Raw genomic sequence first — 17,335 nt, 5'->3', positions numbered from 1 at the left:
GATAGACTCCAGTAGTCACCCCGAGATGAACTCCCCGCAGCATGCGCCTAATGTGCCCTCCTTCCTTGGGCATTTTGGCGATGATCTGCGTAGCGAAAGACAGTCCGCCCGTTCTGATCTGTTCCAAGTGCAGACGGCCGATGACGTTCTTGGCGACACTGCCGTCCATCTTCACGCTTCCCGCTGTGCACGCCTACCAGTGTCGTCCCTGCCTGCGGGTGGACACCATCCCGCTCGATTGAGGCCGGGATAGCTGAGCTGGCGCGCTTAACGGCCGCGCCGCCAGCGCCTCCCGTCTGCACCCACGCCAGCTCCCCCGCCCCAAAAACCCGCTGACAACCCGCCCGAAACGTGTAGGATTCGCACCCAAACCGGAGGAGCGGCATGTTTGAAATCAACGGTTTCGACACGGCGGGTATCGTCAGCCTCAAGCGGCCTTCACTCGCCGCCGCCCTCAAGAAGGCCAGGGAGCTGGTCGAGGACGGTTGCTGGGACGTTCAGGTCGTCGATCCCGCCGGCCGGGTCTACACCTCGTTCGAAGAGCAGGCCGCCTGATCCCAAGCGATCTCCTGCCGTTATCCGGCTCGGCCGACATTCGACCAGGCATTGTTGAACCAGCGCTGGGTTGTTTCGCGGCTTAACGGCTTAGCAGTCAGGTTAGGCGCGCACTTCGCAAGGTAGTGGCCGACCCTCACCGGACGCGCCGTGCCATTGCCAGTTCACCGGTTTGAGCGCAGGCTCTCTCCAGGCGCTTCAGACGCCGTACGGGAGAGACCCATGAAGGAACCGGGGCTGGACGGCCGCCATCGCGACAAGGACGGCTCGATCAGCAAGAAGCACGGCAACACGCTGGTCGGCACGTTGCGCAAGATCTACGGAAAGAGTTTTGCGGCGGGGTATCCCGATGCGACGCAGCTCAGCGAAATCCTGACCCAGTTGAACGAGACGTCGCTGAGCCAGCTGCGCCGCGATCACGACACCGGGCATTTGGCGCACAAGATCGATCACGCCCTGAAGTGACGGCGCCGATCCGCCGCGGACGTCGTCCGTAGCCGATCAGCTTGACGTTGGCTTCAGCTCTCAGGCGTCGCGGCCGGCACACTCAGCGGAGCGCCTCCGACCGAGACCGGCCCCACGGGCCCCAGAGGCGCTACAGGCCCTACAGGCCCTACAGGTTTGGGCTCCCGAACCATTCGCTTGCGCATCGCAGCGGACAGTCCGTAGCGCGCATGCGCTTTTCGAATGGAGGATGTGACGTCCGACATCGTCATCGTGCTTTGCAGTGTATCGATCTTCGCCATCAGCATGGACAGCTGCGACGATATCTTCCTCACATCGACCCGTTCGTCCGTGATGCTCTGGCGCAGCGACAGCAGCAGCATTGAATCCTGTTGCAGCATCACCGAGTTCTGATCCGCGGCCTGATTGTTCTGCTGCAGCAACGCGGTGTGTTGCTGCTGGGCCGACTGAATGTCCTTCAGGGCCGCGACGACGGGATCCGGCTTTGGCTCGGACGCTTCGCGGCGCGGGAACAGTTCGGCCAACCGGCTGACGTTCAGCGATGAAAAGTCAGTTGGCGAGGTATAGATGGCCGCCGCGCCGTTGATGGCGAGGGCACATACCGAGAAGGCCAGGATCGATTTGCGGCTGGATCGCTTGACCGGCGCCGGAGCTTCGGGAGTTTCGGATTCATGCGTTGACGCCGCGTCGGCCAAGGCGACAGCGTCGAGCTCTTCGACGAAGCTTGCCGTTTCGAATGTCGTGGTCACGTGCGTGGACCCCAATGAGCGAGCAACAGGCAGCCGCCCTTGGAACGCCCTTACGACGAGTCCTTGTACGCAGCACCCTTACACAACTGCCTAAAATTGTGAGCATTTTGAATTAATTCCACGTTAGCGGCTGGGCCGGCCGACGTGCGCGGCGTCCCCGTTCGAGTACGGGGCCTGGCGAGCATCCTGTTTTGCCCGACGGGGCAAACGCCCCCTTCCCGCCCGATTCAAAAAGCCTTGTGCCAGCGCCACTTAGCTACTGTGCATGGGGTTGTTTTCGCAATTTTGCCTGGCGTCTAGCCTTCGTCCAGCAGCTCGAGCAGCTCCTCCACCCGCTCGAACGGCGCGTCCTGCATCTTGGCGTGATAGACGACGCGATCGCCGTCGCGCTGTAGCGACTTGCCTCGGGACTTCCGCAGGCGTCCGGGCAGGAACGTTGCGGCCGCAGCTTCAGGGCCGACGTCGAGGCGGATGATGCCTCTGCGCTTGCATTCGATCCTGAGCCTTCCTGCAGCAAAGAAGTCGCGCGCGACCTTCGGCAAGGGTCCGAAGCGGCGGGCGGTTTCCTCCTCGAGGTCTTCGAGGTCGTCCTCATCCGTGCAGCGTGCGGCGCGCGCATAGAGCTCGAGCCGCACCGGTTCGGACTGCACATAGGTCTCCGGCAGCATGTCCGCGACCGGCAGGTTCAGGTCCGGAACCCACACCGCCTGCCCTTCGTCGAGCTTCTCCGAGGCCATCTTCAGCAAGTGGCTGTAGAGCACCGGCCCGAACACCTGGACGTGGCCGGATTGCTGCTCCGAAAACAAATCGCCCGCGCCTCTGAGATCGAGGTCGCGCTCGCTGATGGCAAAGCCCGCGCCGGGGCGGCTGAACTCCTCGAGCACGGCCAGCCGCTTCTCGGATTGTCCGGACGCCGTCTCGGTCAGGAGATGGGCGAAGGCGCGGATGCCGCTTCGGCCGACGCGCCCGCGCAGCTGATGCAGCTGGGCGAGGCCGAACTTCTCCGGCCAGCAGACCACGATGGTGTTCGCACGGGGGATGTCGAGGCCGCTCTCGACGATGTTGGTCGCGAGCAGCACGTCGGCCCTGCCCTCGACGAAGCTCATCATGCGGTCGTCGATCTCGTCCGCCGCCAATCTGCCGTGCAGGCAGACGATGCGCAGGTCGGGCGCCACCGCCTGCACCCGCGCCAGCATCGGATCGAGATCCTGGATGCGCGGGCAGATCAGGAAGCTCTGGCCATGGCGCCGCTGCTCGCGCAGCAGCGCCGAGGCGATGGCGGCATCCGACAGCGGCGCGATCCGGGTCGCGACCGGCAGCCGGTGCACCGGCGGCGAGGCGATCACGCTGAGGTCGCGGAAGCCGGCAAGGCCCGCGGCAAGCGTGCGCGGGATCGGCGTCGCGCTCATCATCAGCACATGGACGTTCTTGGCGAGGCGGGCGAGCTTGGCCTTCTCCGCCGCGCCAAAGTGCTGCTCCTCGTCGATGATGACGAGGCCGAGATCGCTGAACTTGACGTCCTTGCCGGTGAGCGCCTGGGTGCCGATCACGACCTTGATCCGGCCGCTGCGCAGGCCCTCCCGGGTCTCCCGCAGCTGCGCGCCCGAGGTTGCCCGAGACAGATTGCCGACCTCGATCCCGAACGGCGCAAAGCGCTTCTGGAAGGTTGCGACATGCTGGCGGGCCAGCACCGTCGTCGGCACGGCGATCGCGACCTGCTTGCCCGACAGCACCACGGCCGCCGCCGCCCGCAGCGCCACCTCGGTCTTGCCGAAGCCGACGTCGCCGCAGATCACCCGGTCCATGGGATGACCGGAGGCGAGATCGTCCAGCACGTCGGCGATCGCCTTGGCCTGGTCGGTCGTCGTGAAGTAAGGGAAACGTGCGACGAACTTCTCATAGGCCGATCCCGGCGGGACCAGCTTTTCGCCGCGCCGCCGGCGGCGCTGGCTGATGTGCTTGGCGAGCGCCTTGCCGGCGACCTGGATTTCGCGCTCGGCCGCGGTGCGGCGGGCCCACCATGTGCTGCCGTCCGCCTTGTCGAGTGCCAGCTTGCCGAGCTCGGCCGCGTAGGGCCACATCAGGGCAAGATCGGGCGGCGGCACGAGCACCGCATTGTCGCCGGCGAACTTCAGGCGGATCATCTCGCGCAGCGCGCCACCGCCGGTGTTCACGGTCTGCAGGCCGTCGAGCACGCCGAGGCCGCGCTGCAGATGGATGACCACCGTGCCCTGCTCGGGCACATCGGCATGGTCGAAGGCCGTGCTCCAGGCGCGCGCCATCGGCTGCGGATGATGCGCCCGGCTGCCGAGCACGTCGGAGGCCGTCACGACGACGAGAGGCTTCTTGCCCGGCACGATGAAGCCCGCATCGAGATCGGCCAGCAGGGCCGCCTCGCCGCTCCGTCCGCTCGCCGCCTCCTCCCAATCGTCGCAGCGCGGCGCCTTGAGGCCGCTCATGCGCTCCATCACGCGCAGATCGTCCTCCTGCGCAGCGACGAGGAGAAGGCGAGAACCTGCCCGCCGCGTCTCCTCGACGAACGCACGCAGCGCCTTCCTGGCGGATGTCAGCTTCGAAAACTCCGGGATGGTCTGGAAGGACGCTGCGCGCGGCAGCACCTTCATGCCCCTGGAGAGCTGCTTCCAATCGCGCCGTCCGAGATATTCGCGCTCACGCTCGGCGCGCGGCGCGGCCTCCTCGATGGTATCGAGCCAAACGTCGGCATGCGCGGGAACCCCGGCGTCGGCGATCCATTTGGCACGCCCGCAATAGTCGAAGAGCGTCGCGCGCTTGCCGCGTTTGCCGGCAAGGCCGAGCCGCTCCGACATGGGATCGACGAGAAGCTCCTTGGTCTCGAAGATGATCCTGTGCTCGTTCGGATCGAACGCCACAATGCGTTTGATCGCGCGATCGGAATGCTCGATCCGGAACGGCCCCAGCGCACCCGCGGGGAATATCTCGAAGGTCTGGCCGTGGAACAGCGCGCCGCCCGGATAATCCGGCTCGTCGTCGAGATCGTATCCGAGGGATTCGAGACGCGTCTCGAGCTCGCGCTCGGAGAAGGTGCCGCCCACCTTCAAGCTCACGCTGAGGCGCGACAGGCTCGCCGGCGGCGGCAGGCGCTCCATCACGGCTTCCGCCGTCGAGACCAGAAACAGCGGCTTCTTGGATTTCGCGAGGCGCCCCAGGACGGAGGCTCTGCGCCCCGCGAGCTCGTGCGAAGGCTCGAGCTGGTCGAACGGCAAGGTGTTCAAGCGCGGAAACACCAGGACTTCGCAGGAGGGGTCGAGAGCGTGAATGACGCTGCCCAGCCGCTCCGCCCTGTTCTCGTTTTCGGCGAGAAAAACGATGCCGCTGCGTCCGGACTGCTTCCATTGGGCAAGCAGATGCAGAGCCAGCACCCCGAGCGGCGACGACGACGAGATCGAGGCGCGCTGCACCGCCTTGCTCGTCCTTGGCGACGTCCTGATTGGCTGCGCCTTGCTTGTCGACGTCCTGTTCGGCAACGTCTTCTTCGGCGACCTCTTGTTCGGCGACTTCTTGGCCACCCGCGCCTTCTTGGTAAGCCTCACTTGAATCCGTTTCTGGTCGTAAACCGTCGTCAACTGAACGCCAGCCGCCTTCGTTTTCGATTCGGCGACTTCGCGCCATGCATATGAGATTTGCCCCGTGAACGCACCCCTGTGGCGGCAACGTTCGGCACGGCGCAACGATCCCGGCACAAGAGCTGGTCGATCGAGCTCTTGGAACGGAACTAGCGCGGTGCGGGAGCTGCGTCTGTCGATGCGACGCTTGGCGCGATTGTAAACATTCTGCGCCCGGAGAGAAACGAAAAACCCCAGCGCTTGGAGCCACGCTGGGGCGTTTCGAGCAAAATGAACTGGTCAAGCAATGACGTCTTCATAGCAGCGATTTCACCGCGCGCGTGTGAACTGGTTCACACATCTCGCAGCAAAACAAACGACCTCAGCGCGGGGGCCCTGAGGTCGCCAACCTTTGTGGGGAAGGTTTTCTCGCGGCCCGAGGCTTTAGGGGGGCTTGGGGCTGGGCCGAGAGCGAGGATTCGACGCCTGTCACGCCAAGTCGTTCCAAAGCCGGCGAAAGGCTCTTCGGACCGCCGGCCCGCTCGACCCGTTCAATCGGGCCGGAGCGGGATACCGCGCCGCTGATTTGAGCGCGCCCGCGCGGCGCGCTACCATGCCGCTTTTACGGAGGTTCATTTGAAACAATTCCTTTTCATCGCCGCCATCGCAGTCCTTGCGACGGCACCGGCCCGCTCGCAGGCGCTGGTCGATCCCAACAAAGTCGCTCCCGAATATCGCGAGGCCGCCGAGAAGCGCCGGGCCGAGCAGCTGCGCCAGCGCGAATGCGCGCTGAAGGCGGATCTCGAGAAGGTGCTGCCGAGGGATCGCACCGCCTTTCTCAACCACTGCCTGGAGATGATAGCGGCCAAGCAATAACAGCCGGCGGGCCCGTCGAACCGGATTCTTCCGATGCCGGCTGCGGCCGGCCGACGGCGCTTGGCCGCGCGCGCTCCGCGACATCCAGCCCCGCGGCATTCAAGCTTTCTTCAGACATTTGGGATCAGTTGAATATCCATTTTCGGAAGTCATTGTTGTCCGCGCATGAGTTCGGTCCAGATTCAGTGCACGCGGTGCAAGAACGTGTTTCGCGATCGCGCGGGGCGGTTGCAGGACGGCTATTCCAGGCAATGTCCGAGTTGCGAAGTGGTGCTGTTCTTCGCCGAGGATTCCCAGCATCCCTTCATCAAGCGCGCGATGCGCAATGCACGCAAAGCCCGCAAGGAGATGCGAGAGCTCGAGGCCGCAAAGCTTGCTGCACCGGAACCGAGCGCGACGCAGTCGAGGAGGTTCGCCGGACGGACGCGATCGGCGGGACGCGAGGACTAGCTCACCTCCGCCTCTGTTTCCTCGGAAACAGGCGGTCGCGGATGTAGCGCGAGGTCGCGGTCAGGCGGATGCCGCGCGGCTTCTGCCAGGCGGCGCGGTCGATCTCCTTCTTGTCGCCGATCGCCAGCCTGCCTTTGGCCGTCTTGGCAATGAAGATCGCGTCGCTCATCTTGCGGCCGGAGCGCTTGTTCCTGGCTTTCACTTCTTTCCAGAGACTGATCCTGCCGAGCTTCAGCTTGGGAAGCTCCTCCCTGATCTCCCGTCGCAGGCAATCTTTCGCGGACTCGCGCGCACGCTTGCGGCCGCCCGGAAACATCCACAGGCCGTCCGACCGGCGTCGGACCAACAAGACCTTGCCGCGCCTCGCGGCAACCAGCTTGGAAGACTTCGCCATTGCTGCCGTCGTTGAAACAGAATCGTCCCGATCGAAACTTGTCTAGTCGAACAGACAAGTTCGCGGCACGCTTTGATCACAGGCTGCGATGCCTCGGTACCGCGGGCAGATTGCGTCGATGGCGGAAAGATCAGTCCTTGCCCGCCCCTGCCCGGTCCTCGGTCCTGATCCAGGCCATCATCATTTCCCACGCCACCGACAGGATGATCGGTCCGATGAACAGGCCGACGATGCCGTGGGCGAGCGTGCCGCCGATCACGCCGACGAAGATCACGATGGTCGGCGTGGTCAGCCCGCGCCCCATGACGAGCGGCTTCAACATGGTGTCGATGAAACCGACGAGGACGAGAAACACGGTGAGCAGCAGCGCCGTGGTGACGTCCTTGGCGGTCCAGATCCAGATGATGACCGGCAGCAGCACGAGGAACGCGCCGATCTGCACGATCGAGAGCAGCAGCACGATGAAGGCGAGCAGGCCGGCGCTCGGCACGGCGGCGAGCTTGAAGCCGATGCCGGCGAGCAGCGCCTGCACGATCGCCACGCCGATCACGCCCTGCGCCACGGCGCGGATGGTCGCGCCCGCGAGCGACAGGAAATGCTCGCTCTGCTCGGGGACGATACGGAACAGGAAGCCGCGTCCGGCCGCGACCAGCCGCGGCCCATGCGGAAACAGGAAGCCGGCCACGAACACCGAGACCAGGAACTGGAGCGTGCCGACGCCGGCATCGCCGGCAAGCGAAAGCAACGGGCCCGCCAGCGGCTGGAGATACGGCGCCACCTCGCGCACCACCGCGCGGACGTTGGTGTAGGCCTGGTCCCAGAGCTCGTAGAGCCAGGGGCCGACGAGCGGCCAAGTCTTGAGCTGCTCGGGCGCGGCCTGAAGCGCCAGGTCGCCGGTGCCAAGCTGATGCGCCAGCTCGCGCACCCCGTCCACCGCGCTGATGCCGAGCCAGGTCGCCGGACCGATGACGATGCCGAGCGTGATCAGCGTCAAGATCAGCGCTGCTGTCCTGGGCCGGCCGCCCAGGGCCTTGGCGACCCAGCTGAAGGCCGGATAGAACGCAACCGCGAGCACCCCGCTCCAGGCCAGGATTGGCACGAACGGGCGGATGATCAGGAAGGTCCAGATGATCAGCAGGGCGAGCAGGCCGAGCCGGATCACGAGCTGGATGACGTCCTCTCCCGTCAGGAGCTGACGGAGACTTTTCACGGGCACAGCTTTCCTTGCGGCATGAACGCAACTTCCGGTGCTTGCGAGGCCCAGCCGTTATTGCCAGCATCGCATCCGGCGTCAAGCCGACGGGAACCGGCCGGGCCCACGATTAGGAACGCATCGGGCCATTCCGCATTCGAAAGACGATGACACGCCCTCCCGGACAGTCCGATGCATGCACGGGCATGCACCGCGGTATCCGCTATTCGCTGAGGCCGAATGCCGCGCCCGGCTATTGGCGCTATGCCTATGCGATCGGCGGCAAGGTCCGCTCCGGGCGGGTGCAAGGAAGGCTGGCGCTGCTCGCGATCAGGCGCGTGCAAATGCGCATCGACCGGGACATGCGAAGCGGCGACTGATCCGGGTGAAGGCCGCGCCGATCCCGCAGGCCCCGCGACTGCGGCTGCATCCGACGTCACGCGGCCTTGGCTAACGCCTATTAACCGGATTTTCCCGCGCCGGTTTACGCCGCTGCAAACGCCCGTGACTACCGTGCCATCGGGGTCACCAAAAGCATTGCGTGCAATGGCCAACAGCATCTGGACGATCGAAGAATTCACCTGTGCGGGTTGCGGCATGAACTACACCGCGACCAGGGAAGAACACAGCGAAGCCCATACCGGCAGTTTCAAGTGCAGCATCTGCAGCGGCGTGGTGCACGCCTGGTCCGGCAAGCATCATTTCTTCGGCTGGCAAGCCGTGAAGACGCGGCCACCCGTGTTCGGGAGGCGCTGGGCTGACGTCGAATGGTAGGCTGTCCGTCGCGCGCGCATCTCGGATTGCCCCGCACGGTCGTCCGAGACGGACCGCAGGATGGGCCCAATTGCACCGGCGCCGTTTGGATTCCGTTCACCGATCGCCGCTAGATCAGAACGGATCCTCGCGCTGAACCCGCAATCATGGCCGACCTCAACGCCGTCCTTACCAGGCTCAATGACCGCCTGCTTCGCCTCGAAGGTGAGCTGTTCGTGCTGCGCTCGCTGGCGCGCGCGACGCTGACGGCGGGCGACGACCATGCGGCGCGCATGCGCAAGCTGGTCGAAGCCGCAAAGATCGCGCTCGACGACGAGGCCAGGCGCCCGCTCGACAAGCCGACACGCAAATATGTCGACGCGGCAACCGCGCTGGTGGAGGAATTGCTGGTCGAGCCGACCCCGGCGCGGCCGCTGTTCACTGTGATCGACGGCGACCGGCGCGATTGAGCGACATGCGCGCCGACCCGGGCGATCAGTAGCGTTGGTACATGCCGGGCGCGCGTGCGCGGTTTGGATAGCACTGTCCCTGCGAATAATTGTAATCGTAGCCATGCGGGCACAGGCCGCCGCGGCTTCCGTAGTATTCGGGGCGCGCGTAAGCGCCGGGCCCATGCGCACGGTTCGGATAGCATTCGCCGGTCGAGTAATTGTAGTCGTAGCCGTGCGGGCATTGTCCGCTGCGACGTCCATAGCCTTGTCCAGGCCCGCCGGTGTAGACGCCCGGCGCATGATAATCGTTGGGGTAGCAGCGGGCGTTCGAGTGGTTGAAATCATAGCCGTCCGGACATTGTCCGCCCGGACCACCCCTGAACTGAACTTGCTCCACCATGGGCTCCGGCGGTGGTGCGGGCACGGTTGCAAACGCAATCAGGCCAGCCAGCGCGAGCTCGATCATGACGTCTCCTCCAAATCACGGGGACCAGCCTAGCAGGATTCGTGTCCCACGAAATGACTTGAGCATTGAGACACGGCCGGCCTGAACCATGCATGAACCGGCCGCCGCACTGCGACGATGCGTCCCCCTACTCTCGCGAGAGCCTGCCTCGCAGGCTGCGCTAGATCTCCGTGGAATTCTCGGACTTGAGCCGGCTGAGGCCTGCCTCGATGATCGCGATCTCCTCGTCGATCTGGCCGATCGGCAGGCTGAAATCGTAGCCGGATTTGCTCTTCAGTTCCACCGCGAGCCGCTGCCTGTGCATCATCAACTCATCGAGGCCACGCCGGTTCTTCAGCCGGACATAGCTGTCGACGATCTGCTCAATCGCGCGCGGCATGAAATTTTTCCCGACGAAAAGGCCCGCGCGGCGCACCCACGCCGGCGGGACATTTTCGATGTCGCGGTACGCAATACAAATCCGCGACGGATTCGTCGATACGCCGGGCTGATTGAGATCGCGTTACCATTCGATGATTTCACGGTTTGCGGCATGAAAAGGCCGCTGACGATTGCGTCAGCGGCCCAAGCCGGGTTCGAAAACGAATGCGGGTTGAAATGTCGCCAGCCCCGGTGGACGCACCCTTATCAGCCCGCCCAGCTCGGCTCGGTTAAAAACGAAACACAGGAACCGACTTATCGGCCGCTTTCCGCCGACCGGGACCGCGCGGCACCGCTAATCGGTGACGCAGAAGTAAGTGCGCGGCAATCTGCGGTAGGCGCTGTAGCGGTAGTACGGCCGGTACGCGTAGCCGCGATAGAGCGCCGGCGGCTCCTCGCCGTAATAGGCGCGATGATAGAAATTGGTCACCGGACCTCTCGCGCAACGATAGCTGTCCCAAGTCGGCCCCACGAATGGCGCGATCCCGGTCTCCGGCGGCACGGCCGGGTACGGCCCGCCTGCATGGGCGGGCATGATTGAGAGCAATGCCGCGAGAAGAAAAAACCAGGCGCTTCGCATGAGCTCGCTCCTAACCCGGTGCTATGCCCGCCATGGAAGCACCGGAACGGCTCGCTGCGCAATCATGGTGTTCGTCGCAGCCCGCGCCCCGGCGCATTGTTGATAACCCCTGCAAACGCTGCGCGGGTGGTGACAGGGCGTCCGGACGTGTTATCGGGGGACGACGCAGTTGCGAGACCGGATCGGAAACCCATGCGCATTACCCTCGTCGGCTCCCGCCATTTCGGCGTGACCACCCTGAACATGCTCCGGGAGCACGGCGTCTCGATCGTTCGGGTCGTGGTGGCCGATGCCGAGGATCGCCTCGCCGCGACCGCCAGTGCGGCCGGCATCGAGGTCGTGGTACAGGCCAATCCGAAGCTGGTGGTCGCCTCCGAGATTGCCCCCGATACCGACCTGATCATCACGGCGCACAGCCACGCTCGAATCGGCAAGGACGCGCTCGCCGCCGCCAAGCTCGGCGGGATCGGCTATCACCCGTCGCTGCTGCCACGGCATCGCGGCAAGGCTGCGGTGGAATGGACCATCAAGGAAGGCGATCCAATCGCCGGCGGCACGATCTACCATCTCGCCGACCGCATGGACGCCGGTGCCATCGCCGCCCAGGATTGGTGCTTCGTCAAGAAGGGCGAGACGGCGCGGGAGCTCTGGGAGCGCGCGCTGGCGCCGCTCGGCCTCAAGCTGCTGGCCGATGTGATCGATTACGCCAAGGTCCACAAGGCGCTGCCCGCCAAGACTCAGGACGAGCAGTTCGCGACCTCCGCGCCAAGCCTTTCGTGAAGCCTTTCGAATCCTGTCCTGAAGCTCTCTGTCCGACGTTTACCCTTAACGTGAAGCCGCGTTGATTCTGCTTGGAAAATCGAACCCAGAAACGCAAATAAACCATTGTTTCCGTAGGAACAATTTTCGATTTGGCATTGCAACAAATTTCCGTCACATTTGGTCCAGATAAGCGGCAGCATATCAGACACATTGAAGGACGGAATTTATGCGTTTTGCTCGCATTGCGGTGTTCTGTGCCGCTTCAGTTTTCACCGGCACCCTCGCCGCTTCCGCCTTTGCCCAGACCCCCTATGACGGCAATTGGCAGGTCACGATCGTGACCAAGAGCGGCTCCTGCGAGCCGACTGCGAGCTCCATGCTGACGGTTGCGGACGGCAGGATCACTGCCCCCGGCGCTAACGTTTCCGGCACCATCGGCAGTGGGGGACTTGTGAAGGTTTCGATCAATGGTGCATATGCTAACGGTCAACTCAGCGGCAACGCCGGATCGGGGAAGTGGAATGGAGCATCTGCAGGCATACCGTGCAGTGGGCGATGGGAAGCGTCGCGCCAATAAACCAATCGAGGCTCACGGCCGGAACCGGCGGCTGCTGATGGCGGCCGCCGTTTTGTTTGCGGCGGGAATTGTCACCTCCGAAAGCAAGGCCCAGTCCGGCCCGTTCGCCCCGATGGCAGGCAGCTGGAGCGGCGCCGGCACCGTGACCCTGGACGACGGTTCGACCGAACGAATCCGCTGCCGGGCCAAATATGCCCCGATCGGTCCGACCATGGAGATGTCGCTGACCTGCGCCAGCGACGCTTACAAGTTCAACCTCGCAGCCAGCGTCAAGGCTGAAGGCAGCGCCATCACCGGCAGCTGGTCCGAGGCCAGCCGCAATATTTCCGGCTCGCTCCAGGGCCGCGGCGGCGGCGGGAACTTCGAGGTGGTCGCCTCGGCCGCCGGCTTCAATGCCAATATCGGGCTGAAGACGAGCGGCAACAGGCAGACCGTCACCATGCGCGCGGACAGCCAGTTCCGCGGCGCCAATATCTCGCTGTCGAAATAGCACGGCAGTTGATTCTGACAATCGATCCGGCCCCTGCGCCGGATCGATTTTTTTATGCGTCCGGCACGAACGCCGTAACCTCGATCTCGACCTTGGCCCGCTCGTCCACGAGACCGCCGATATAGAGCAGCGTCGACGGCGGGAAATTGCGCCCGAGCGTTTCCTTCCAGGCAGCGCCAATGCCGGCACCGGCTGCTTCATATTCGCTGCGGCTGGTCAGGTACCAGGTCAGGCGGACGATGTGCTCGGGTCCTGCGCCTACCTCACCCAGAAGCTTGATGATCCGCCTCAGCGAACCTTCAACCTGCGCCGCCATGTCGGGCGCATAATTGCCGGTGTCGTCGCCGCCGGTCTGGCCCGCCAGGACCACCCAGCGACCCGGCCCCTCGACCACGACGCCATGGGAAAAGCCACGCGGTTTCTTCCATTCGGCCGGCTGCAAGATGCGCATGAGCGAAGCTCTCCCGATTTTGTCGTTGTTCGATGATGCCTAGCACGACCTCCTGCATCGCTGCATCCGCAGATTTGGACGTTGCAAACGGCAGCGATGTCGCCGATACCGGCCGTCCTTTCACATTCCATTCTCCTGCAATCAGCGCCGATGAGCACGACACCGTCCAAAACGATGGCTGCACTGTGGATGGCCGGCTGGCTGTCGCTGATGCTGGTCATGGCGGTTGCCGGGCGCGAGACCACGCGCGAGCTGAACGTCTTCCAGATCATGGAAGTGCGCTCGGTGATCGGGTTCACGCTCCTCCTCCCGATCATCTACCGCGCCGGTGGCTTCAAGGCGGTCGCGACCAAGCGCCTGCCGCAGCACCTCGCGCGTAACGGGGTTCACTACTTTGCCCAGCTCGGCTGGTTCTACGCACTGACGCTGATCGGAATCGGACAGGTCGTCGCGATCGAATTCACCATGCCGATCTGGACCGCCGTGCTGGCCGCGACCTTCCTGTCTGAACGCATGACGCTCTGGAAGATCGCCGCCGTCGCGCTCGGCATCGTCGGCGTCGTCATGATCGTTCGGCCCGCCACCAGCGAGATCAATCCGGGTCAATTGATCGCGCTCGGGGCTGCGATCGGCTTCAGCATTTCCATGATCTTGGCGAAGTCGCTGACCCGGACCGAAACCGCATTGTCGATCCTGTTCTGGATGATCGTGGTGCAGGCCGTCGTGGGCTTGCTGCCGACGCTTGCCGTGTGGATCTGGCCGTCGCCTCGTTTGTGGGGTTGGTTGTTCGTCATTGGAGTCTGCGGCACTTTCTCGCACTATTGCCTCGCCAGTGCGCTCCGGTACGCGGATGCGACGATCGTGGTTCCCATGGACTTCCTTCGGGTTCCACTGACCGCGACGGCCGGCTGGCTGCTCTATTCCGAGCGGCTCGACGGCTGGACCGTGCTCGGCGCCGCGTTGATCCTGTGCGGCAACCTCCTGAATTTGAAGCCGGTGCCGGCGGTTTCCGCCCGCGCGCAGTGAACCTCGCGCCGCCTCGTGCGACAAAATCAAGTGGCCATGTGATTTGGATCACGTTGGAGCGGCGCTCCACCGTGCACATTCGGCCACACAGCAGCGGGTTGAACAGAACGTCCTGCCCTTTGGGTGGCGCGAGGTCGGGCACTTCGTGTAGGTTCGTTGCCAATTCGTTGCTGCCTGCAATTCGATTCTGGGGATTTCAGAATGCGCTATCTCACCCTCCTCGCTTCGCTGATGTGCATGGCGTTGTCGGTCAGTGCCGCGAAAGCTGACCGCCGCGTTGCCTTCGTCGTCGGCAACGGCTCCTACAAGAACGTCGCACAATTGCCGAATCCGCCGATCGACGCCAAGGCAATGGCATCGACGCTGCGCAATGTCGGCTTCGAGGTGATCGAAGGCTCCAATCTCAGCCGCGACCAGATGACGGAAAAGCTGCTCGATTTCGGACGCAAGGCGCAGGGCTCCGACATCGCGCTGTTCTATTATGCCGGCCACGGCATCGCCGTGAGCGGCACGAACTACCTGCTGCCCGTCGACGCCGACATCAAGTCGGAGATGGACGTCAAGCTGGGCGCTGCCATCAACATCGACCTGACGCTCGAGCAGACCATGGGCGATGCCAAGGTCAAGCTCGTCTTCCTCGACGCCTGCCGCGACAATCCGTTCGCCGCCAAGATCAAGTCGAACTCCGCGACCCGCAGCGTCAACGTGCAGAGCGGTCTCGCCGAGATGAAATCCGGTGAAGGCACCCTGATCGCATTCGCCACCGGCCCGGGGCAGACCGCGCTCGACGGTCAGGAGGGCAACAACAGCCCGTTCACCCGTGCGCTGATCGACAACATCACCAAGCCCGGGGTCGAGATCCAGCAGGCGATGACGTCGGTGCGCGCCCAGGTCAATGAAGAGACCCGCAAGGGTCAGCTGCCCTGGGGCCACACCAACCTGACCGGCTCGGTCTATCTCAACCAGGCCCCGACCACGCAGGTCGCCAATGCGGCCCCGACCGCTTCCGGCATGGTGCCGGCTGCGGCTGGCGGCTCGGACGGCGTCGAGCTCGAATATTGGCGCTCGGTGAAGGAGTCCAACAAACCTGAGGAGCTCAACGCCTACCTCTCCGCCTATCCGAACGGTCAGTTCAAGGCGCTGGCGCTGGCACGCCTCGCCGCCATCAAGAGCGGCCCCTCGACCGCGACGCGCACGCTCAACGCCGGCGTCGATCCCGCAACCTTCACCGATGAGGCCACGCAGGTCACGGAGGATCAGGCCGGCCTCGACAAGAACAAGCGCCGCGACGTGCAGCGTCGACTGACGGCGCTCGGCTTCGACACCAAGCCGACCGGCGTGTTTGATGACGAGACGCGATCCGTGCTCAAGCGCTGGCAGACGGCGCGCGGCTATCCCGCATCGGGCTACCTCAACAAGCTCCAGCACAAGGCCCTGCTCTCGGAGATCGTGGCTGCCCCGGCGACCGCGAGCGACACCAGCCAGAAGCCCGCCCGGCGCGCCGCCAGCGCCCCGGCCCAGAGCAGCGCGCCGGCACCGGCGCCCCATCGCAGCAATCCCGGCGATGCCGCCGGAGCGGCCTTCGTCGGCGGCGTCGTCGGCGGCATGATGGGCGGCATGTTCCGCCGCTGAGGCGAGATGCCGATCTAAGAACCACAGAAGCCCGGCTCGCGCCGGGCTTTTTCGTTGACCGTTCTCGCACGTGAGAGCTGGCGCTACTTCCCCGCGGCCTTTCGCAGCGCCTCGTTGATGCGGTCCTGCCAGCCGGGGCCGCCTTCCTGGAAGAACTCCAGCACGTCCTGGTCGATGCGCAGCGTGACCTGCTCCTTGATGCCGGGAGCGACGTTCTGCTTGGGCGGCGCCGCGGCGACCTTGGCCGTCACCTTCTTGAACGCTGCCTCAGCTTCAGTCCTGGCATCGCCGAGCGTGCGCGGCCGCCGCGGTGGTTGGTCCGCCATGTCCTAGATCCCCTCAAACAAGGCTGTCGAAAGATACCGCTCGGAGAAGGACGGTACGATCGCCAGGATGGTCTTGCCGGCGGCTTCCGGCCGCTTGCCAATCTCAAGCGCGGCCGCAATCGCAGCTCCAGAGGAGATGCCGCCCGGAATGCCTTCATGCCGCGCCAGCGCGCGGGCGGTCTCGATCGCCGTCGTCGAGTTGATCTTCACGATCTCGTCGATCACCGCGCGGTCGAGGATGTCAGGGACGAACCCGGCGCCGATGCCCTGGATCTTGTGCGGCGTATGCTGCCCCCCTGACAGCACCGGGCTCTCCTCCGGCTCGACCGCGACGACGCGAAGTGAGGCCTTGCGCGGTTTGAGCACCTGGCCGACGCCGGTGATCGTGCCGCCGGTGCCGACACCGGCGACGAAGAAGTCGATATCGCCGGCGGTGTCGTTCCAGATCTCCTCCGCGGTGGTGCGGCGGTGCACCTCGGGATTGGCGAGGTTCTTGAATTGCTGCGGCATCACCGAGTTCGGCGTCGTCTTCAACAGCTCCTCGGCGGCGGCGATCGCGCCCTTCATGCCTTGCGCGGCCGGCGTCAACACCAGTTCGGCCCCGAGAAAGGCCAGCATCTTGCGCCGCTCGATCGACATCGATTCCGGCATCACCAGCTTGAGGCGGTAGCCGCGCGACGCCGCCACGAAGGCCAGCGCAATGCCGGTATTGCCGGAAGTCGGCTCGATCAGCACGGTGTCGGGCTTGACGATGCCGGCCTTCTCCATCGCGATGATCATGGCCGCGCCGATGCGGTCCTTCACGCTTGCGGCCGGATTGAAATATTCAAGTTTTGCCAAAATCGTCGCATTCACGCCGTGCATTCCGGGCAGCCGACGCAAGCGCACGATCGGCGTGTTGCCGAAGGCCTCGACGATCGAGTCATAGATCCGGCCACGGCCGGGTTGGTGCGCTGCACCCGTGTTGGACGATGCGTCCATGATGAACTCCTATGGCGACGATTTGCAGTTCTATCGCGCTCTTGCGCAGTTACAGACAGCTTGCGGCGACGCGCAAGCGGCAATGCGGCACATGTTAAATACGCTGCATCGCAAAATCGCGTGAGCTGCAAACATCAGAAAACCAACGCATTTG

24 protein-coding genes and 1 pseudogene are annotated in these 17,335 nt (G+C 64.5%); 15 read left to right on the top strand and 10 right to left on the bottom strand.

Annotated features, from left to right (window positions below; genetic code table 11):
* The first annotated feature begins 384 nt into the window (after positions 1–384).
* The 3 genes and pseudogenes from AC0WRY_RS16905 to AC0WRY_RS16895 all read left to right on the top strand — a co-directional run bounded on the left by AC0WRY_RS16905 (position 385) and on the right by AC0WRY_RS16895 (position 1,020).
* Positions 385–555 (top strand): hypothetical protein, encoded by a 171-nt coding sequence (locus AC0WRY_RS16905; protein WP_194408051.1) that lies wholly within the window; start codon positions 385–387, stop codon positions 553–555.
* A gap of 122 nt (positions 556–677) precedes the next feature.
* A pseudogene (locus tag AC0WRY_RS16900) lies at positions 678–731 on the top strand (hypothetical protein); the annotation flags it as partial.
* A 46-nt stretch (positions 732–777) separates the two neighbouring features.
* The gene (locus tag AC0WRY_RS16895; protein ID WP_194408050.1) at positions 778–1,020 is read left to right on the top strand and encodes a hypothetical protein; all 243 of its coding nucleotides are present in this window, start codon (positions 778–780) and stop codon (positions 1,018–1,020) included.
* Between the two features lie 53 nt (positions 1,021–1,073).
* On the opposite strand, the gene AC0WRY_RS16890 is transcribed toward AC0WRY_RS16895, so the two are convergent.
* On the bottom strand, positions 1,074–1,769 hold the full coding sequence (locus AC0WRY_RS16890; RefSeq protein WP_194408049.1) for a hypothetical protein: 696 nt from the start codon (positions 1,767–1,769) through the stop codon (positions 1,074–1,076).
* A 296-nt stretch (positions 1,770–2,065) separates the two neighbouring features.
* Complete coding sequence (locus AC0WRY_RS16885; RefSeq protein ID WP_491123476.1) at positions 2,066–5,170, bottom strand: DEAD/DEAH box helicase; 3,105 nt, start codon at positions 5,168–5,170, stop codon at positions 2,066–2,068.
* Here AC0WRY_RS16885 and AC0WRY_RS16880 point away from each other — a divergent pair.
* The 3 genes from AC0WRY_RS16880 (at position 5,067) to AC0WRY_RS16870 (ending at position 6,679) form a co-directional block, all read left to right on the top strand.
* Positions 5,067–5,345 carry a hypothetical protein gene (locus AC0WRY_RS16880; protein WP_194408518.1) on the top strand — a complete coding sequence of 93 codons (279 nt, stop codon included), beginning with the start codon at positions 5,067–5,069 and terminating at the stop codon, positions 5,343–5,345. The genes AC0WRY_RS16885 and AC0WRY_RS16880 overlap by 104 nt on opposite strands.
* A 644-nt stretch (positions 5,346–5,989) precedes the next feature.
* Positions 5,990–6,229, top strand: coding sequence for a hypothetical protein (locus AC0WRY_RS16875; protein ID WP_194408048.1), 240 nt, complete (start codon positions 5,990–5,992; stop codon positions 6,227–6,229).
* 204 nt (positions 6,230–6,433) lie between these two features.
* A complete protein-coding gene (locus tag AC0WRY_RS16870; RefSeq protein ID WP_374762321.1) occupies positions 6,434–6,679 on the top strand; it encodes a hypothetical protein in 246 nt (81 codons plus the stop codon).
* A 1-nt stretch (position 6,680) separates the two neighbouring features.
* On the opposite strand, the gene AC0WRY_RS16865 is transcribed toward AC0WRY_RS16870, so the two are convergent.
* Together AC0WRY_RS16865 and AC0WRY_RS16860 are read right to left on the bottom strand one after the other, a co-directional pair.
* On the bottom strand, positions 6,681–7,073 hold the full coding sequence (locus AC0WRY_RS16865) for an NUDIX hydrolase (protein WP_194408046.1): 393 nt from the start codon (positions 7,071–7,073) through the stop codon (positions 6,681–6,683).
* A 130-nt stretch (positions 7,074–7,203) separates the two neighbouring features.
* Positions 7,204–8,289, bottom strand: a complete 1,086-nt coding sequence (locus AC0WRY_RS16860) for an AI-2E family transporter (RefSeq protein ID WP_194408045.1) — start codon at positions 8,287–8,289, stop codon at positions 7,204–7,206.
* A 182-nt stretch (positions 8,290–8,471) separates the two neighbouring features.
* On the opposite strand from AC0WRY_RS16860, the gene AC0WRY_RS16855 reads away from it, so the two are divergent.
* The 3 genes from AC0WRY_RS16855 (at position 8,472) to AC0WRY_RS16845 (ending at position 9,488) form a co-directional block, all read left to right on the top strand.
* Positions 8,472–8,645, top strand: coding sequence for a hypothetical protein (locus AC0WRY_RS16855; RefSeq protein ID WP_194408044.1), 174 nt, complete (start codon positions 8,472–8,474; stop codon positions 8,643–8,645).
* A 166-nt stretch (positions 8,646–8,811) separates the two neighbouring features.
* The gene (locus tag AC0WRY_RS16850) at positions 8,812–9,039 is read left to right on the top strand and encodes a hypothetical protein (protein ID WP_028144530.1); all 228 of its coding nucleotides are present in this window, start codon (positions 8,812–8,814) and stop codon (positions 9,037–9,039) included.
* 146 nt (positions 9,040–9,185) lie between these two features.
* Positions 9,186–9,488, top strand: coding sequence for a hypothetical protein (locus AC0WRY_RS16845; RefSeq protein ID WP_194408043.1), 303 nt, complete (start codon positions 9,186–9,188; stop codon positions 9,486–9,488).
* Positions 9,489–9,513: 25 nt separating this feature from the next.
* On the opposite strand, the gene AC0WRY_RS16840 is transcribed toward AC0WRY_RS16845, so the two are convergent.
* The 3 genes from AC0WRY_RS16840 to AC0WRY_RS16830 form a co-directional block, all read right to left on the bottom strand.
* Positions 9,514–9,936 (bottom strand): hypothetical protein, encoded by a 423-nt coding sequence (locus AC0WRY_RS16840; protein WP_194408042.1) that lies wholly within the window; start codon positions 9,934–9,936, stop codon positions 9,514–9,516.
* Between the two features lie 160 nt (positions 9,937–10,096).
* Positions 10,097–10,315 (bottom strand): hypothetical protein, encoded by a 219-nt coding sequence (locus AC0WRY_RS16835; protein ID WP_194408041.1) that lies wholly within the window; start codon positions 10,313–10,315, stop codon positions 10,097–10,099.
* Between the two features lie 336 nt (positions 10,316–10,651).
* Positions 10,652–10,786 (bottom strand): hypothetical protein, encoded by a 135-nt coding sequence (locus tag AC0WRY_RS16830; RefSeq protein WP_256438965.1) that lies wholly within the window; start codon positions 10,784–10,786, stop codon positions 10,652–10,654.
* A gap of 342 nt (positions 10,787–11,128) precedes the next feature.
* On the opposite strand from AC0WRY_RS16830, the gene AC0WRY_RS16825 reads away from it, so the two are divergent.
* The 3 genes from AC0WRY_RS16825 to AC0WRY_RS16815 all read left to right on the top strand — a co-directional run bounded on the left by AC0WRY_RS16825 (position 11,129) and on the right by AC0WRY_RS16815 (position 12,765).
* Positions 11,129–11,716, top strand: a complete 588-nt coding sequence (locus AC0WRY_RS16825; protein WP_194408039.1) for a formyltransferase family protein — start codon at positions 11,129–11,131, stop codon at positions 11,714–11,716.
* A 208-nt stretch (positions 11,717–11,924) separates the two neighbouring features.
* Positions 11,925–12,275: a hypothetical protein gene (locus tag AC0WRY_RS16820; RefSeq protein ID WP_211417491.1), complete on the top strand. Its 351-nt coding sequence runs from the start codon at positions 11,925–11,927 to the stop codon at positions 12,273–12,275.
* A complete protein-coding gene (locus AC0WRY_RS16815; RefSeq protein ID WP_491123442.1) occupies positions 12,220–12,765 on the top strand; it encodes a hypothetical protein in 546 nt (181 codons plus the stop codon). The genes AC0WRY_RS16820 and AC0WRY_RS16815 overlap by 56 nt, the downstream gene beginning before the upstream one ends.
* A gap of 52 nt (positions 12,766–12,817) precedes the next feature.
* Here the strand turns inward: AC0WRY_RS16815 and AC0WRY_RS16810 are convergent, their stop codons facing one another.
* Positions 12,818–13,216 carry a RidA family protein gene (locus tag AC0WRY_RS16810; protein ID WP_491123441.1) on the bottom strand — a complete coding sequence of 133 codons (399 nt, stop codon included), beginning with the start codon at positions 13,214–13,216 and terminating at the stop codon, positions 12,818–12,820.
* A gap of 150 nt (positions 13,217–13,366) precedes the next feature.
* Between AC0WRY_RS16810 and AC0WRY_RS16805 the strand changes: the two genes are divergently transcribed.
* Positions 13,367–14,242, top strand: coding sequence for a DMT family transporter (locus AC0WRY_RS16805; RefSeq protein WP_491123440.1), 876 nt, complete (start codon positions 13,367–13,369; stop codon positions 14,240–14,242).
* 201 nt (positions 14,243–14,443) lie between these two features.
* Entirely contained in the window at positions 14,444–15,874 is a 1,431-nt protein-coding gene (locus tag AC0WRY_RS16800; RefSeq protein ID WP_194408034.1) for a caspase family protein, read from the top strand.
* A gap of 83 nt (positions 15,875–15,957) precedes the next feature.
* Here the strand turns inward: AC0WRY_RS16800 and AC0WRY_RS16795 are convergent, their stop codons facing one another.
* Together AC0WRY_RS16795 and cysK are read right to left on the bottom strand one after the other, a co-directional pair.
* The gene (locus tag AC0WRY_RS16795) at positions 15,958–16,200 is read right to left on the bottom strand and encodes a BrnA antitoxin family protein (RefSeq protein WP_100174824.1); all 243 of its coding nucleotides are present in this window, start codon (positions 16,198–16,200) and stop codon (positions 15,958–15,960) included.
* A gap of 3 nt (positions 16,201–16,203) precedes the next feature.
* The gene (gene cysK, locus AC0WRY_RS16790; protein WP_194408033.1) at positions 16,204–17,181 is read right to left on the bottom strand and encodes a cysteine synthase A; all 978 of its coding nucleotides are present in this window, start codon (positions 17,179–17,181) and stop codon (positions 16,204–16,206) included.
* Here cysK and AC0WRY_RS16785 point away from each other — a divergent pair.
* Positions 17,180–17,305, top strand: coding sequence for a hypothetical protein (locus tag AC0WRY_RS16785; RefSeq protein WP_256438964.1), 126 nt, complete (start codon positions 17,180–17,182; stop codon positions 17,303–17,305). The genes cysK and AC0WRY_RS16785 overlap by 2 nt on opposite strands.
* Positions 17,306–17,335 lie beyond the last annotated feature (30 nt).

Source organism: Bradyrhizobium sp. T-12, assembly GCF_058314695.1.
This window is presented reverse-complemented; position numbering and strand designations above follow the sequence as displayed.

Excerpts from the sequence above, each read along its gene's own strand:
- AC0WRY_RS16850 (WP_028144530.1), top strand. The coding sequence starts at position 8,812 with ATGGCCAACAGCATCTGGACGATCGAAGAATTCACCTGTGCGGGTTGC.
- AC0WRY_RS16805 (WP_491123440.1), top strand. The coding sequence starts at position 13,367 with ATGAGCACGACACCGTCCAAAACGATGGCTGCACTGTGGATGGCCGGC.
- AC0WRY_RS16880 (WP_194408518.1), top strand. The coding sequence starts at position 5,067 with ATGACGCTGCCCAGCCGCTCCGCCCTGTTCTCGTTTTCGGCGAGAAAA.
- AC0WRY_RS16905 (WP_194408051.1), top strand. The coding sequence starts at position 385 with ATGTTTGAAATCAACGGTTTCGACACGGCGGGTATCGTCAGCCTCAAG.
- AC0WRY_RS16855 (WP_194408044.1), top strand. The coding sequence starts at position 8,472 with ATGCACCGCGGTATCCGCTATTCGCTGAGGCCGAATGCCGCGCCCGGC.
- AC0WRY_RS16865 (WP_194408046.1), bottom strand. The coding sequence starts at position 7,073 with ATGGCGAAGTCTTCCAAGCTGGTTGCCGCGAGGCGCGGCAAGGTCTTG.
- AC0WRY_RS16845 (WP_194408043.1), top strand. The coding sequence starts at position 9,186 with ATGGCCGACCTCAACGCCGTCCTTACCAGGCTCAATGACCGCCTGCTT.
- AC0WRY_RS16825 (WP_194408039.1), top strand. The coding sequence starts at position 11,129 with ATGCGCATTACCCTCGTCGGCTCCCGCCATTTCGGCGTGACCACCCTG.
- AC0WRY_RS16895 (WP_194408050.1), top strand. The coding sequence starts at position 778 with ATGAAGGAACCGGGGCTGGACGGCCGCCATCGCGACAAGGACGGCTCG.
- cysK (WP_194408033.1), bottom strand. The coding sequence starts at position 17,181 with ATGGACGCATCGTCCAACACGGGTGCAGCGCACCAACCCGGCCGTGGC.
- AC0WRY_RS16840 (WP_194408042.1), bottom strand. The coding sequence starts at position 9,936 with ATGATCGAGCTCGCGCTGGCTGGCCTGATTGCGTTTGCAACCGTGCCC.
- AC0WRY_RS16785 (WP_256438964.1), top strand. The coding sequence starts at position 17,180 with ATGATGAACTCCTATGGCGACGATTTGCAGTTCTATCGCGCTCTTGCG.
- AC0WRY_RS16800 (WP_194408034.1), top strand. The coding sequence starts at position 14,444 with ATGCGCTATCTCACCCTCCTCGCTTCGCTGATGTGCATGGCGTTGTCG.
- AC0WRY_RS16795 (WP_100174824.1), bottom strand. The coding sequence starts at position 16,200 with ATGGCGGACCAACCACCGCGGCGGCCGCGCACGCTCGGCGATGCCAGG.
- AC0WRY_RS16820 (WP_211417491.1), top strand. The coding sequence starts at position 11,925 with ATGCGTTTTGCTCGCATTGCGGTGTTCTGTGCCGCTTCAGTTTTCACC.
- AC0WRY_RS16815 (WP_491123442.1), top strand. The coding sequence starts at position 12,220 with ATGGAGCATCTGCAGGCATACCGTGCAGTGGGCGATGGGAAGCGTCGC.
- AC0WRY_RS16810 (WP_491123441.1), bottom strand. The coding sequence starts at position 13,216 with ATGCGCATCTTGCAGCCGGCCGAATGGAAGAAACCGCGTGGCTTTTCC.
- AC0WRY_RS16835 (WP_194408041.1), bottom strand. The coding sequence starts at position 10,315 with ATGCCGCGCGCGATTGAGCAGATCGTCGACAGCTATGTCCGGCTGAAG.